The organism is Micromonospora sp. WMMC250 (genome assembly GCF_027460215.1).
GTDB classification, from domain to species: Bacteria; Actinomycetota; Actinomycetes; order Mycobacteriales; family Micromonosporaceae; genus Micromonospora; species Micromonospora taraxaci.
In genome coordinates this window covers 2,005,296-2,020,080 of sequence record NZ_JAPZBJ010000002.1, presented here as the reverse complement: position 1 = coordinate 2,020,080, position 14,785 = coordinate 2,005,296, and the positions used below count along the sequence as shown (strand labels likewise).

Genomic DNA, 14,785 nt, shown 5'->3' with positions numbered 1-14,785 from the left:
GTCAGCGAGCCGCCTGGTACGCGCGGCCGACGGCGGTCGCCTCGCTGCCGGTGCGGAACAGCCCGGTCTGGTCCTTGTCCGTCGCGGGCAGGCCGAACCACGCGTACCGCTGGAGCCAGGACAGGTTACCGAGCATCTTCGTCGCCGCGGTGAGGAACGCGGCCTGCTGTGCCTGGGTGGGGAAGCGGACGCCGTTGGAGAAGTCGATCAGGGCGAACTCGGTGAGCCAGATCGGCAGCCCGTACCGGTCGTGTACGCCCTGGAGGTACGACTTGAGCTGGTTGACGGCGTTGGCGGTGGTGAAGTCGCCGCCGTACCAGTGCAGGGCGATGAAGTCGACGCGGTAGCCGCGCTGCTTCGCGCCGGCCATGAAACGGTCGAGCCACTCGCCGGGCCGGTCGCCGCCCCAGGCCACCGCCGGGCTCCCCAGCGGAAGACCGGTGGCCTGCAACTGCGGCCACAGGTCCAGCGCCTGCTCCACTGTCATCTCGGCCTGGCCCTTCAGGTCCGGCTCGTTGAATCCGAGTAGATACCTGCCGTTCTGCTTGGCCTGCTGGAGGTTGGTGGCGGTGACGCTCTTCGCGCCCCAGATCATCGGGACGAACTCGGCGCCCTTGGGGCTGGTGATGCCCTGGTGCTTCACGTCCCAGGTGTAGTACCAACTCGCGCCGGAGTTCGCCAGCGCCTGGCTGACCCCGTCGAAGGTCCACACCCCGACACCCTTGCGCTTCGAGGTCACCGTCGGCGCCGCCGGGGCGACCGGACGTCCGGTCGTCGGTTTCACCGACGGTGTCGCCGACTGGGTCACCGCCGTCGGGCTCGCCGTGGCGGCGGGCGTGGTCGCGGTGGGAGTGCCGAGCTCCGGGTCGGTGGACGGCGGCGCGTCGACCGCCTGCGTCGCGGCCGGGGCGGGCGTCGGCCCGGTCGGTTGCATCACGACGATCACACCACTGACCAGTACGGCGACCACGGCGGCCACGACGAGCGGCCACAGCAGACGCCGCGCACCTGTCGGGAGGCGGCCGAGCAGCCCGCGTCGGGGGTCCGCGTGGACACCTCGACCGCCCCTCGCGGCGTCCGCTTCTCCCGGGCCGGTTGCGCGCATCGTCTCGACTCCTTCGTGTGCTCGCATCGCTACTCGATGCCGCGTCGGTGGGTGGATCCCGCCAACGCCCCACATCAGGAGACTCGCCAGCCGTACCCGGATAACAGTTTCGCCGAAACCGCGACGCCGCGCGGACGCGCCCGGTGGATCATCCCTTCAGGCCGGTGTGGGCGAGGCCCTCGATGAACTGCCGCTGCGCGATGACGAACACGACCAGGACGGGGAGCGCCGTCATCGAGGCCGCGGAGAGCTGCACGTCCCACATCGGGCCGCCGTACGCGTCGACGAACTGGGTCAGCGCCTGCGGCAGGGTGAACTTCTCCGGGGTGGACAGGAAGACGATCGGTTCCAGGTAGAGGTTCCAACTGTGCAGGAAGGTGAAGATCGCCACCGCGCCGAGCGCCGGACGGGCCAGCGGCAGCGCGATCCGCCAGAAGGTCGCCAGCCGGCCCAGGCCGTCCACCCGTGCCGCCTCCTCCAACTCGCCGGGGAGGGTGACGAAGAACTGCCGCATGATGAAGGTGGCCAGCACACTCGGCGCGCCGAGCATCGGCACCAGGATCAACGGCCAGTGGGTGTCGATCAGGCCGACCGAGTTGAACATCTGGAACAGCGGCACGATGGTGACCTCGCTGGGGATCAGCAGGCCGACCAGCACCACCAGGAAGAGCGCGTGCTGCCCCCGGAACCGGATCCGCGCGAACGCGTACCCGGCCAGCGACGAGACGGCGAGGGTGCCGATGGTGACCACCACGGCGATGTACGCGCTGTTGACGTACTGCTGGGCGAACGGTTGCAGTTCGAACACCCGCCGGTACGCCGAGAAGCTCAGGTCGGTGGGGATCAGCGACGGGGGGAACGCGAAGATGTCACCGACCGGCTTGAACGACGAGGTGACCATCCACCAGGTCGGGAAGACGAACGGGACGGCCAGCAGGCAGATCAGCCCGTAGATCGCCACCCGCGCCCGCAACGACAGCCTATTGCTCATGGAAGACCCACTTCCTGCGCATCCGCCACTGCATGACGGTCAGCGTCAGCACGATCAGGAACAGCAGCACCGACAGCGTCGAGCCGTATCCGAACTGGTGGAACTGGAAGGCCTGCTGGTAGAGGTAGTAGACGAGCACCGTGGTCGAGGTGCCCGGTCCGCCCTGGGTGAGCACGGCGATCTGGGCGAAGACCTGGAGCGCGCCGACCACTGTGATGATCGACGTCAGCAGGATGGTCGGGCTGATCAGCGGCACGGTAATCCGACGGAACTGGGTCCACCGGCTCGCTCCCTCGACCCGGGCCGCCTCGTACAGCTCGGCCGGGACGCCCTGCAACGCGGCGAGGAACAGCACCATGTTGAGGCCGACGTTCTTCACCACCTGAACGACGATCACGGACAGCAGCGCTGTCCACTCGCCGCGCAGCCAGTTGGGGCCGTCCAGCCCGACCGTGCCGGCCACCCCGTTCACGCCGCCGTTGTCCTGGAGCAGGAAACCCCAGACGATCGTCCAGGCGACGAGGGACACCACCACCGGGGAGAAGAACAACGTCCGGAACACCACTGTGCCGCGCAGCCGTTGGTTGAGCAGCACGGCGAGCAGCAGGGCCAGAGCGAGGTTGAGGACGACCAGGCCGACGGAGAAGAACAGGGTCGTCCGGAGTACGCCCGGCAGCTTCGGGTCGTCGACCAACTCGCGGTAGTTGTCAGTGCCCACGAAGTCGAAGGTGTCCGCGAGCACGTTCCACTCGTGCAGGCTGTACCAGACCACCAGGCCGAGCGGCAGCAGCACGAAGAGCGCCGAGCCCACCAGTTGCGGTGTCACGAAGAGCAGGCCGGCCAACTGGTCGCGTCGTCGACTCGTCCACCATCCGCGTCGTCGGGGGGCCGCTGCGCCGCCCGGGGCGGGCCGGGGTTCGACCCGACCCGCCACGTCGTCCACGAGGACCGGCATCGCTGATCCCCTACTTCGCCAACAGCGGGTTGATCGCCGAGCAGACCCCGTCGAGGACGGCCCGCACGTCCGCGTCGGGCTTCCACATCGGGTCCAGCGCCGACCGTACGGCCTGGCTCAGCTCGGCCTGGCCGGTGTGGTTGGGCTTCACCACGCCGCCTGCGATCCCGTCGATGACCACGCTCTGCAACTGCTCCGGCTTGAGCAGGGGATTGGTCTTGGCCAGGGTCGCGGCGGTCAGCAGCGGGGTACGCGGCGGCGGGAAGAACTGCGCCAGCTTGGCGGAGTTGGCGGGGTTGGTGAGGAAGGCCAGGAAGTCGGCGGCGACCTTGGCGTTCTTGCCCTTCTTCAACACGCCCATGCCACCCTGGCCGATCACCGAGTAGTCACCCTTCGGGCCGGCCGGCAACGGCACCAGGTCCCAACCGAACTTCTGCTTCTCCAGCAGCGAGGCCCGGGAGATCTGGGTGATCGTCATGCCGGCCTCGCCGGCGAAGAAGTCGGCGGCGGTACCCGGGCCGGGCAGTGCCTTGGCGGTGAAGATCGCCTTGTGCAGGAAGGTCATCGCGTCGACCATCTCGCCGGCGTTGAAGCCGCAGGTCTTCCCGTCCGCGCTCCACGCCTGGGCACCCCAACCGGTCCAGATGGTGGAGAGGTTGTCCCAACCCTTGTAGTCGAAATCGCGTACCACCAGGCCTGCCTTGCCGGTTTTCGCCGCCACCGCCGAGGCGGTGGTCACGGCGTTCTCCCAGGTCCACGAGTTGGCGGCGATCAGCTCGGCCGGGCTCTTCGCGCCGGCGGCCTTGACCAGGTCGGTGTTGACGAAGATGCCGAACGGCGAGGTGGAGAAGGGGTACCCGTAGAGCTTCCCGTCGGACTGCCACAGCTTCGTCGCGGCCGGCGCCAGCTCGTCGAAGGCGTACCCGTCGGTGGCGCGCAGGGTGTCGTCCAGCGGCAGCAGCGCGCCCGAGGAGACGAAGTCGGGAGCCGCGTTCTCCAGGACCCAGGCCAGGTCTGGCGGGTTCCCGCCGGCGATCTGGGTGGTCAGTGTGGTGGTGTAGCCCTCGAACGGGATCGGGTCGAACGTGATTTCCTTGACGTTCGGGTGGCTGCTCCGGTACTCCGCGGCGATCTCGTTGAACAGCTTCAGGTGTGCCTCGTTCGCCGACCAGGTGGTCATCCGCAGCGAGACCGGGCCGTCGGAGCCGGCACTGTCGCCGCCGCCGCACGCGCTCAGGCCGAGCATCGCGGCGAGCGCGACGACGGCCGTCAACCGTTTCCTCATCAGGGTTCTCCCTCAGTAGCCGGCGATGTCGGGCCAGCGCAGCTCGACGCCCTCGTCGGCGAGGCGGTTCTGGAAGTCGGCCAGCAGGCCGGGGGTGTAGCGCACCGCGCGGGGAGTGACCCGGCGGGCCAGGCAGAAGTCCGCGAGCAGACCGGCGACCTCGCCGACGTTCCACTCCACCGGGTGCAGGCGGTACGAACCGTTGGTGATGTGGGTGGTGCCGATGTTCTTCCCGGCGGGCAGCAGGTTCTCCACCCGCCGGGGGATCAGGGCGCCGAGCGGGATCTCGAAGGGACACGAGGCCACGTCGACGTAGTTGTCCCCACCCGTGGACGGGTGCAGGTCGATGCGGTACATGCCGACGCCCACCGCGTCCGGGTAGCTGACCGCGCCCTTGTCGCCGCGTACCGCCAGAGAGAGGTCCTGCTCGACGACCGTGTACTCGGCGCGGATGCGTCGCGCCTCACGGATGTACGGGGCCTGGGCCAGACCGCTGTGGGTGACGTCGCCGCCGGTGCTGATGCCGCCGGTGCCGGTGACGTCGCCCCGCAGACGCAGCCCGGGGAAACCGGTGCCCCCGTCGGCGCGGGGCGCTTCGGTCTGCAGCCAGTAGAGCACCGACAGGGAGAGCTCGCGGGCTGCCGCGACGTGGTGAGCGGGGTCGGGCACGTCGATCAGCGGCTGCTCGAAATAGTCGATCATCGGCCAGTTGACCAGGCAGATGTCGCTGTCGTAGCTGCCCGGCAGGAAGTTGCGCCGAGCGGCGATCCGACGGAACGTCCACAGGTTCCCGTCGCCCGGGCTCAGCCGTTGGTCGGCCATCACCAACCACGGGTCGTCGTCCGGGTTGGGGGTGAAGCTGCGCTCGGATATCTCCAGGGTGCGCGGGTTGGGGGATCGGAAGGACAGCATCCGGTCGCCCCAGTACGGCGGCTGGTACGCCCGCCAGAAGTCGTACCGGGCCGGCCGGTCGATGGTGTGGTCGCCGTCGACGTGGTCGACAGCGAAACACACCGAGAACGCCTGCATGTTCGTGGGCTGCGCCTCGTCCGGCGCGCTCGGCTCGCCGGTCTCGCCGCACGACTCGAAGCCGGTGACGTACTCGGTGCCGGTCAACGGCAACAGCTCGCCGGTCTCGGTGGCGTCCAGCACGTACGGCGCGACGACGTGCACGTGTTCGCCGTTGTCCCGGTGTGCCAGCGTCACCCCGGTCACCCGGTCGCCGTCGGTGTCGGCGGCCACCGGCAGGTACGGCTGGAGCAGCCGCAACCGACCGGCGCCCCGGTACGGCGCGAGCATCGCCTCCAGCACCGCCACCGCGACGCGTGGCTCGTGACAGAGCCGGCTGACGTGCCCGGCCCCCGGGTTCAGCGCGGTGGCCTGGCGGGCCCGGTCGGTGAGCGGGTAGTAGGCGCGGTAGTAGTCCCGGATGCCGTCGCGCAGCCTCCGGTAGCTGGCGGTGACACCGAACTGTTCGACCCAGGAGTGCTCGTCGGGGGGTACGGCCTGGCTGGTGAGCTGACCGCCGAGCCAGTCGTACTCCTCGGTGAGCACCACCGAACGGCCGGCGCGCAGCGCGGCGAGAGCTGCCGCGACGCCGCCGAGTCCACCACCGACGATCAGTACTTCGGCCTGCATGTCTGGCAAGAGCTGTCCTTTCACGGGGTCACCTTCGGCGGCGCGAGGGTGGCGCCGTCGACGGGTTGGCAGGGCACCAGCCGCTGGGGCGCGGTGTCCGGGTCCGCCTCCAGTAGCCCGGTCAGCACCTCGACGGCCTGCCACCCCATCTCCCGGCGGGGGATGCGGAAGCCGGTGAAGTCGATGTCCGTGCTGGCCGGTCGGGTGGGGTCGCCGAGCGCCAGGATGGACAGGTCGCCCGGGACGTCCAGGCCGCGTTCGCGGGCGAGTTGGGCGATGGCCACGCCGTCGGCGTACTCCTCGACGACCGCCGCGGTGACACCTGCCGCGAGCAGGGCGTCGAGCAACTCGGCGGGGGAGCGGTCGGTGGTCGGAAGATGCCGCGGTGTGTGTCCGGCCTCGTCGAGCGCGGTGCGGAAGCCGCGCATGCGGTCGGCGTGCGACTCGGGGCCGGCGCCCTGTCCCAGGTACGCCAGCGCGGTGTGACCCGCGGCCAGCGCCCGGCGGACCACTGTGGCGGTGGCGGTGGGGTAGTCGGCGCCGACGTACGGCACCGGCCCGCCCGCGTCGTCGCGACGGCCGACCGAGACGAACGGCTGGCCTTCGGTGACCAGCCGGGTCAACTCGTCACGGTCCAGCGACCGACCGAGCAGGACGCAGCCGTCGGCGAGGCGGAGCCGGTTGTCGTCGTGGAAGATCCGGCGTCGGCCGCCCGACACCGGGGCGCTGGTGAGCAGCAGCAGGTCACAGCCGAGCCGTTCGGCGCACTCCTCGATGCCGACCAGGAACGGGTGGTAGAAGTCCCCGGTGCCGGTCGGGAAGACCGGTTCGTAGGTGAACACGCCGAGGATGCGGTTGTGCCGTGCCGCGAGACGACGGGCGACCGGGTCGGCGACGTAACCGGTGGTGCGGATGGCGTGCAGCACCCGCTCCCGGGTTTCCGGGGCGATCCTGACGTTGCCGTCGTCGCGGCCGTTGAGCACCAGCGAGACGGTCGCCTGGCTGACGCCGGTCATCCGGGCGATGTCGTGCTGGGTGACTCGCCTGCGCGAACCAGTCACGTTCTGTGTCCAATCGTTACCGAGGTAATACGCATTAGCGTCGGTGAGGTGAAATGGTGCGGCCCACCCGTCGCCGTCGTCAAGCCCCTCGGGCGCAGAAATTCGGCAGCCGAATCCCGCTCGATAATTCGTATTAGCACCTTGACGGTCGACTGCGGACGCCACCAGACTCGTCGATGACGACAGGGTTCGCCGGTCCGGCAGCGATCTCACCGACAGTGACGCTGGCTGCGCCCTCGTCCGTGTCTCCGTGCTGCCGCATCGCCACCCACCCACGCTCCGCGGTCGACGAGCGTCCCCTCACGATCGGAGAACCAGATGGCACACGCGTACCCTGATCCGTCCGACGGTCGGCCCACCGAGCTCAGCCGGCGTGGGCTGTTGCGCGGCGCGGCCCTGCTCGGCGCGGCCTCCGCCGCAGGCGGCGTCGGTGCACTGCTGCCGGGCGCGCCGGCCCTCGCGGGCCCGGCCGGTTTCCCCAGCTACCGGTACGTCCGCGACGCGTTCGACCGCCCGCTGGCCTACAACCCCACCGGCGAGACGATCTTCCCCTGCGTACGCGGGGTCTACGACAAGATCAGCGGCGCGAAAGGGCGCTACTACCTCTACTACGCCCCACACGACTCGCCCGGCGGGATCTGCCTCGCCTACGCCGACCGGCTCGAAGGCCCGTATACCGAGCACCCCGGCAACCCCATCGTCGACCGGGTGCTACCGACCACGACGGTCAGCCACGTCTCGTCGCCGCACGTCGTCTGGAACGCCTCCAGCAGGGAGTTCTTCCTCTACTTCCACGGCGAGAACACCACCACCCGGGTGGCCCGTTCCCGAGACGGCATCACCTTCGGTGACGAGACGCCGATCCTGAGCACCAGGCTCGTGCCGAACACGACCGAGACCTCGTACGCCCGGGTGTTCGAGCACCGGGTGACCGGGTTGGACAACAAGTACGTGATGCTCTACATGGGAGCGCACACCGTCCGGCCCGGCACCCGGAAGATCTTCTGGGGGTGGTCGCCGAACGGTTGGGACCAGTGGCAGTTCGCGCCCGAGCCGCTGATCTCACCGGCGGGCGACGGGCTCAGCGACATCTCCGCGCCGCATCTGCTCACCCGCAACGGCACTGCGTACGTCGTCTACCACGGCGGCGACGGGCGGATGCACCTCACCGAGGTCGGCAACGCCTTCGACCGGGAGGTGCACCTCGGGGTGTTCCACAGTCCGATCGCCTCCGACAACGGTCGGGTCGCGTCGCCGAGCTTCGGCACCGACGGCGGCGTGAGCTACATGATCTACGAGGCGGGTCCGCGCCTGGGCGCCAGGATCTGCGTCGCCCGAGCGGTCTGACCGCACTTCGCCCAGCTATTCGGCTATAAGGCCCGTACCGGGCCAAAACCGATAAGATGCTCACAGTGGTCAGGTGGGATCGGTCGGTGGGGAGGCCCGGGAGCCATGTCAGCGGGGCGATTCACCGAGCACCGTCGTCACCTCGGTGTGCCCGTGTCGGCGGCTCTGGCCGGCTGAGCGGTCCCGCCGTCCGTGTCGACGAGTGGCGTGTTCCGGGGCCTCGGGGACACCCGGAGCCCGAACTCGGCGACGGTCCTGGAACTGCTGTTCGACATCGTCTACGTCTTCGCGCTCGCCCGCCTCGCCGGGCGGGTCGCGGACGACCTCACCATCGTCCGGCACACGTTGCTGTCGGAGGCGGGCCAGACCGTCCTGTTCTTCACGGCGATGTGGATGATCTGGTCGCTCAACGCGCTTCTGTCCAGCACCTACGACCCTCGCCGTCCCGAACTCCAGGCATTCCTGCTGGCGACGATGTTCGGCACGCTGGTGCTGGCGGTCTCCCTGCCGCAGGCATTCGGGCAACGCGGCGTCGTCTTCTCCGTCACCTACGTGATCATCCAGGTCGGTCGACCGCTCTTCCTCGCGTTCGCCCTACGGGGTCACCCGGTGCAGGGATTCTCGATCCGGATCCTGACCTGGCACACGGCGTCCGGCGTGCTCTGGATCAGCGGCGGCATCAGCGGCGGTCTCGGTCGGGGCGTCTTCTGGACCATCGCGCTCGCCATCGAGTTGATCGGCGCCGCCATCACCTACCCTCTGCCCCGGGTGGGCGGGCGGCAGCTCAACTCCCTGGGCGTCGTCGTCTCGCAGACGCATCTCGCCGAGCGCTACAACCAGTTCTTCATGATCGCGCTCGCCGAGGTGGTGCTCGAAGCCGGTGCCGCGGTCAGCTTCCCGGGCTTCTCCCGAGACGGGACCATCACCCTCGTCGCCTCGTTCGTGACGGTCGTCGCGTTCTGGCGGATCTACTTCTACCACGTCGGGTCCGGTCCCGCCTCGACCTCCAGCGGGGAGGGGATCAACCTGTCCCGGTGGGCGAGCTACAGCCTGCTGCTCATCGTCGGTGGCATCATCTGCACCGCCGTCGGCTTCGGGCAGATCATCGAGGACCCCCACCCGCCGATCGACTGGGCCCTGGTGGTCATCGTCTTCGGTGGCCCGGTGCTGTTCCTGATCGGGCGCAGCTTCCTGGAGGAGGAGAGCCGCACCGCGCCGCGCTGCCGGGCGTTGTATCTCGGCGTGGCGGCGCTGATCCTGGGGGCGCTACCCATGGTGCTGCTCCCACCGGTGGCCGTCGCGGTCAGCGTGGCGGTGATCCTGGCCGGCATCACCGTCTTCGACCAGCGAGCCCACCACCGTCGGGCGGAGACCAACCCGACACTGTGACGCTCCCTTGCGGGCCGTCGACCGTCACGCGTAGGGTCGTCGGCACGCCGTCGAGCCGGGAGGAGGTCAGAACAATGTCCGATGTTCTGCGCCCCCTCCGCGCTCCGGCGTCCGCGCGGATCTGACCCGGGGCGTTCGCTTCCCGAAGGACCACGCCATGACAGATCTGGTCATCCGTCCGCTCGTCGCGGGCGAGGAACACGTGTTCGACTCCATGCCCGACCCGCTGCCACAGCTCCGCCAGGTCGCCTACGCCGACGGAGTCGCCGGCGGCGGCTACCGGCCCGAGACCACCTGGGTCGCACTGCGCGCCGACCGGGTGGTCGGCCGAGCCGCCTGGCTCCTCCCACCGGGCGCCATCGGCGCCCCCTGGCTGGACCGGTTCGATCTGGACGCCGAGCCGGAGGTGGGCGCCGCGCTGCTGCGCGCCGCCCACGAGGCGCTCGGAGGTCCCGGTCTGTACTACGCCGCACTGCCGGCGCACTGGCGGCGTCGGCCCGAGGTGCTGGCCGTGGTGCGGGCACCGATGGCCGCCGCCCAGCTCGCCGGGCTGGTCGAGCGGGGGGAACGGATCCGGTGCTCCTGGGCCGGCACACCGCTGCCGGCGTCCTCCGGGTGCTACGACTTCCGTAGCCCCGCCGACGCGGCGGAGATCAACGCCCTGGTCGCCCGGATCGCCGAGCCGGACGTGGTGACCGGCGTCGAGATCGCACGGGTGGTCAGCGGCATCGACCTGGCCACCGACCCCCTCGGTTGGTTGGGGGACGCGGTGCGGGGATGGCGGGTCGCGTCGGAGGCTGGCCGACCGGTGGGCCTGGTCGGCACCGCCGGGGACGCCTGCTACCCGCTGCTCGCCTATCTCGGCCTGCTCGACGAGGCGGCCCGGCCCGAACTGCTGGCCGAGGCGGTCCGGGTGCTCGTCGCGGGAGGCGCCCGGGAGGTCATCGCCGACGTCGAGGCGCACCGGGTGGCGGTGCTGGCGGAGCTGGAACGGACCGGGTTCCGGCAGCTGCGCACCCGGGTGACCTTCGCACCGCCCACCTCCTCCGTATAGCCGGGCGGGGTGCGCCCTGTCACCGGGGCGCACCCCTCAGCCGGCGACGACCGCCGTCGGTGCCACCATCTGCCCATGCCGGAGACCATCGCGTTCGTCGTCGGCGGACTGGCGCTGGTCGTGGCGGCCGTCGCCGGCCTCTGGCTCTGGCCGGTACGTCGTCCTGGCCGCCGCCTCGCGCCCGCGCAACCACTCGACTTCGACACCGCCGTCCGTGCCGCCGAGGCCCACGTCGCGGACGAGACCACGGACCCGCAGATCCGGCCGGAGTCGCGAAGCCGTCTACTCAGCCACGGTTCCCGTACCGACCGGGCCGTCCTGCTCCTGCACGGATACACCCTCGCGCCGGAGCAGTACGACGAACTGGCCCAGGAGTTCTTCGACAGTGGCTACAACGTCTGGGTGCCGCGGGCCCCGCAGCACGGAACCGTCGACCGGCAGGCCCACCACCGGGTCGAGGCCGAGGAGCTGACGGCGTACGCCGCGCAGGCATGGGCGATCGCGGCGGCCCTGGGCGACGAGGTCGGCGTCGTGGGGATATCCGGCGGTGCCGTGCTCGCCACCTGGCTGGCCCAGGTGCCCGGCGCGGCCGTACGCCGCCTGCTGGTGCTGTCGCCGTTCTTCGGTCCGAATCCGCGACAGGCGCCGGCCTACGCGGTCAGACCCCTCATCCTGCTGTACGGGCGTCGCGTCCTGCGGGACCGGGTCACGTCGCGCGGGTACTCCCTCGCCGCCGTCACCCAGTACCTGTCGATCGCCCGCACCCTGCCGTGCCCGCCTCGACGCACCGGCTTGCAAAACGTGGCGGTGGTGATCAGCCCGCTCGACGGCGTGGTGGACCTCGAAGCGGCAGTCGACGTGCCGCGCCGCATCGCCGACGCGAACGCGGTGCCGCTGCGGGTCTGCACCCTGCCCGAGACGCTGGGCGTCGCACACAACACCCTCAACCTCGGTGCCGACGGGGACGAGTGGCGGCGGCGGTACGTCGCGCTCTACGAAGGCGCGACGGCTTCGGCGACGGACGTGCCGCTCGGTCGGTGACGCCGTCGCCGGAGCGGTCGCAGTGATCGGGGTGCGTGGGCCTGGCTCTGGCTTGGCCGGCGGCCCGGGGGCGGATGCGCCAACGAGCGGTATACCTCAGCGTCATATTTATGACGCTGAGGTATACCGCTCAACGGCACGTCACTCGGCGGGCTGGGCGGCGGCGTTGAGCACCGGCGGGGCGTAGCCGGCCGGCTTGTCGCCGATGGCCAGGCCGGGGCTGACCACCCAGGACTGGTACTGCGGGGTGAACATCATGTAGGGCAGGTCGAGCTGCGGTGCGCTGGCCTCGTCGAGCCGGCGACGGGCGTCGGCCGGGATCTCGAAGTCGAGCGCCTCGAAGTTGCTGCTGACCTGTTCGGCGCTGCTCGCCCCGATGATCACCGAGGCGACGGAGGGTTGGGTGGCAACCCAGTTGATCGCGACTTGGGCCATGCTGCGGCCCAGCTCGGCGGACACGCTCTCCAGGGCGTCGATGACCTGCCAGTCGCGGGGGCTGATCTCCCGTCCCCCGGCGTTGGGGGTGGTCAGTCGGCCGGTCCCGCTCAGGCCCTCGCCGCTGCGCCGGTACTTGCCGGTGAGCAGGCCGCCGGCGATCGGGCTCCACGCGGTGAGCCCCATGCCCACGTTCTGCGCCATCGACACGAACTCCGCCTCGATGCCCCGACTCACCAGGGAGTACGGCAGTTGCAGGTTGATCAGCGGGGCCAGTCCGTGCGCCTCGGCGTAGGTCTGCGCGCGGGCCGCGTACCAGGCCGGTACGTCGGAGAGGCCGGCGTAGCGGATCTTGCCGGCGCGGACCAGGTCGTCGAGCGTGTGCACGACCTCCTCGATCGGGGTGATCCGGTCCCAGGTGTGCAGCAGGTACAGGTCGAGGTAGTCGGTGCCGAGCCGGCTCAGCGACGCCTCCACGGCCCGCATGATGTGCTTACGGCCGTTGCCGCTGGCGTTCGGGTCGCTCGGGTCGACGGTGTTGGTGAACTTGCTGGTCAGCACGAGTCGGTCACGGACACCGGCCCGGTCGATCAGCCGGCCGAGGATCTTCTCGCTCTCCCCGGCGGTGTAGAAGTCCGCCGTGTCGATGAAGTTCCCGCCCGACTCCAGATACCGGCGGAAGATCGGCTCCGACTCCTGCTCGGTCTTGCCGTAGGCGGCGTGGAACCCGTCGACGCCGAAGTTCATGGTGCCCAGCGCCAGCCGGCTGACCCGCAGACCCGACCGTCCGAGCAGGTAGTAGTGGTTCATCGTGGTGCCCTTCCGATCATGTGTCGGCCTCCGATCGGACCGCTTGCCAGACCTTTGCTCGGCAAAAATGGACCTGCAAGTCCAAACCTGTGGTTAGGGTTGGAGCCGGCAAGTCGGGGTGGATGCTGGTGACGGAGGTCTTATGACACGTGCGTTGACCCGCAAAGGGGAGGCGACCCGGGCACGGATCGTCGCCGGCGCGGCCGCGGAGATCCGCGAGCGCGGTGTCGACGAGGTACGCCTCGAGGATGTGATGGCGCACACCGGCACCAGCAAGGGCCAACTCTTCCACTACTTCCCGGACGGGAAGGAGGAATTGCTGCTCGCGGTGGCCCAGCACGAGGCCGACCAGGTGCTCACCGACCAGGAGCCGATGCTCAGCAACCTGACGTCCTGGCCGAACTGGATGGCGTGGCGCGACCGCCTCATCGAGCGCTACCTCGCCCAGGGCGTCAAATGTCCGCTCAACGGACTGCTCGGTCAGACCGGCCGGCGCGCTCCGGGAGCACAGGCGATCGTCACAGGGCTCATGTGGCGGTGGCAGGACAAGATCGCCGAAGGCGTGCGGCACATGCAGTTGACCGGCGACATTGCCCCCGAGGTGGACGCCGACCGCGCGGCGGCGGCGCTGTTGGCCGGCATCCAGGGCGGCGTACTGCTGCTGCTCTCCACCGGCAAGATCGACCACCTGGAGGCGGCCCTCGACCTCACCATCGACTCGCTGCGCACAAGCCGCCGCGATGACCGGAAGGCACACCAGTGAACGGCGACAACCGACCACCGTTGGTCCTGCTGCACGGCCTCACATACGACAAGCGGCAGTGGGGTCCGGTGCGGCGCGAGCTCGCGGCGATCGATCCTGAGCGGCAGGTGCTTGCCCTCGACCTGCCCGGCCACGGCGACTCACCCCGGCGGGCGTCCTACCGGATGGCCGAGGTCGCCGAGGTCGTGCACGCCCAGGTGGCCGAGGCGGGTCTCGCCACGCCGATCGTGGTGGGGCATTCCGTCGGCGCGGTGGTCGCCACGACCTACGCGGCGCGTCATCCGGTGCGTGGCGTGGTGAACCTGGACCAGATCCTGCTGCCCGGCCCGTTCGGTGTCGCCGTACGCCAGGCCGAGCCGACACTGCGCGGCCCGGAGTGGCGGCAGGTGTGGGACCGCATGTTGGCCGGGATGGGCATCGAGTCGTTGCCGGCCGAGGCGCGCGAGATCGTGACCACCGCTACCGATCCTCGACCGGACCTGCTGCTGGGCTACTGGGGTGAGATTCTGCACGGGTCCGACGAGGGCATCGCCGCCGAGCGGTCCCGGGATCTGCGATCGATCGGCGAGCGGAAGATCCCGTACCGCTGGGTGACCTCGTCCGAGCCGCCGGCCCGCTACCTGGCCTGGCTGACCGAAGCCCTGCCGGAGATCGAGGTGACAGTGCTGCCCGGTAGCCACTTCCCGCACCTGGCGGAACCGGCGACGATCGCCCGACTGCTGACCACCGGCTGAGGGGCGGCGTCGGGCGTGGCCGGCTATCCTGGCGGCCGAATTGCGGAGATCGGAGCAGGCGTGGCAGGTGACGACGACATCTCCGGGTGAGAACCCGGACCGGCCGCCGACGGGCGCGTGATCGCGCCGTAGTCGCCGCGGCCTCCGTCGTCATGCCCTGCTCCCGCCGGGCCACCA

At 70.1% G+C, this 14,785-nt stretch carries 13 protein-coding genes; 6 read left to right on the top strand and 7 right to left on the bottom strand.

Annotated features, from left to right (window positions below; translation table 11 throughout):
* Nucleotide 1: 1 nt before the first annotated feature.
* The 6 genes from O3438_RS08665 to O3438_RS08640 form a co-directional block, all read right to left on the bottom strand.
* Nucleotides 2-1,105 carry a glycoside hydrolase family protein gene (locus O3438_RS08665; protein WP_269679461.1) on the bottom strand — a complete coding sequence of 368 codons (1,104 nt, stop codon included), beginning with the start codon at nucleotides 1,103-1,105 and terminating at the stop codon, nucleotides 2-4.
* 148 nt (nucleotides 1,106-1,253) lie between these two features.
* On the bottom strand, nucleotides 1,254-2,096 hold the full coding sequence (locus O3438_RS08660; protein ID WP_269679460.1) for a carbohydrate ABC transporter permease: 843 nt from the start codon (nucleotides 2,094-2,096) through the stop codon (nucleotides 1,254-1,256).
* Complete coding sequence (locus tag O3438_RS08655) at nucleotides 2,086-3,051, bottom strand: carbohydrate ABC transporter permease (RefSeq protein ID WP_269679459.1); 966 nt, start codon at nucleotides 3,049-3,051, stop codon at nucleotides 2,086-2,088. The genes O3438_RS08660 and O3438_RS08655 overlap by 11 nt, the downstream gene beginning before the upstream one ends.
* 10 nt (nucleotides 3,052-3,061) lie before the next feature.
* On the bottom strand, nucleotides 3,062-4,336 hold the full coding sequence (locus O3438_RS08650) for an ABC transporter substrate-binding protein (protein ID WP_269679458.1): 1,275 nt from the start codon (nucleotides 4,334-4,336) through the stop codon (nucleotides 3,062-3,064).
* 12 nt (nucleotides 4,337-4,348) lie between these two features.
* Nucleotides 4,349-5,974, bottom strand: a complete 1,626-nt coding sequence (locus tag O3438_RS08645) for an FAD-dependent oxidoreductase (RefSeq protein WP_269683602.1) — start codon at nucleotides 5,972-5,974, stop codon at nucleotides 4,349-4,351.
* Nucleotides 5,975-5,994: 20 nt separating this feature from the next.
* Complete coding sequence (locus O3438_RS08640) at nucleotides 5,995-7,035, bottom strand: LacI family DNA-binding transcriptional regulator (RefSeq protein WP_269679457.1); 1,041 nt, start codon at nucleotides 7,033-7,035, stop codon at nucleotides 5,995-5,997.
* A gap of 318 nt (nucleotides 7,036-7,353) precedes the next feature.
* Between O3438_RS08640 and O3438_RS08635 the strand changes: the two genes are divergently transcribed.
* From O3438_RS08635 to O3438_RS08620, 4 genes are all read left to right on the top strand, one after another.
* Nucleotides 7,354-8,382 carry a hypothetical protein gene (locus tag O3438_RS08635; protein ID WP_269679456.1) on the top strand — a complete coding sequence of 343 codons (1,029 nt, stop codon included), beginning with the start codon at nucleotides 7,354-7,356 and terminating at the stop codon, nucleotides 8,380-8,382.
* A 207-nt stretch (nucleotides 8,383-8,589) separates the two neighbouring features.
* Nucleotides 8,590-9,771, top strand: coding sequence for a low temperature requirement protein A (locus tag O3438_RS08630; protein WP_269679455.1), 1,182 nt, complete (start codon nucleotides 8,590-8,592; stop codon nucleotides 9,769-9,771).
* Nucleotides 9,772-9,928: 157 nt separating this feature from the next.
* A complete protein-coding gene (locus O3438_RS08625) occupies nucleotides 9,929-10,825 on the top strand; it encodes an acetyltransferase (protein ID WP_269679454.1) in 897 nt (298 codons plus the stop codon).
* 75 nt (nucleotides 10,826-10,900) lie between these two features.
* Entirely contained in the window at nucleotides 10,901-11,866 is a 966-nt protein-coding gene (locus O3438_RS08620) for an alpha/beta hydrolase (RefSeq protein ID WP_269679453.1), read from the top strand.
* Between the two features lie 141 nt (nucleotides 11,867-12,007).
* On the opposite strand, the gene O3438_RS08615 is transcribed toward O3438_RS08620, so the two are convergent.
* Nucleotides 12,008-13,111: an aldo/keto reductase gene (locus O3438_RS08615; protein ID WP_269679452.1), complete on the bottom strand. Its 1,104-nt coding sequence runs from the start codon at nucleotides 13,109-13,111 to the stop codon at nucleotides 12,008-12,010.
* A gap of 142 nt (nucleotides 13,112-13,253) precedes the next feature.
* Between O3438_RS08615 and O3438_RS08610 the strand changes: the two genes are divergently transcribed.
* Nucleotides 13,254-13,874, top strand: a complete 621-nt coding sequence (locus tag O3438_RS08610; protein ID WP_269679451.1) for a TetR/AcrR family transcriptional regulator — start codon at nucleotides 13,254-13,256, stop codon at nucleotides 13,872-13,874.
* The gene (locus O3438_RS08605; protein ID WP_269679450.1) at nucleotides 13,871-14,608 is read left to right on the top strand and encodes an alpha/beta fold hydrolase; all 738 of its coding nucleotides are present in this window, start codon (nucleotides 13,871-13,873) and stop codon (nucleotides 14,606-14,608) included. Before O3438_RS08610 ends, O3438_RS08605 begins: the two co-directional genes overlap by 4 nt.
* Nucleotides 14,609-14,785 lie beyond the last annotated feature (177 nt).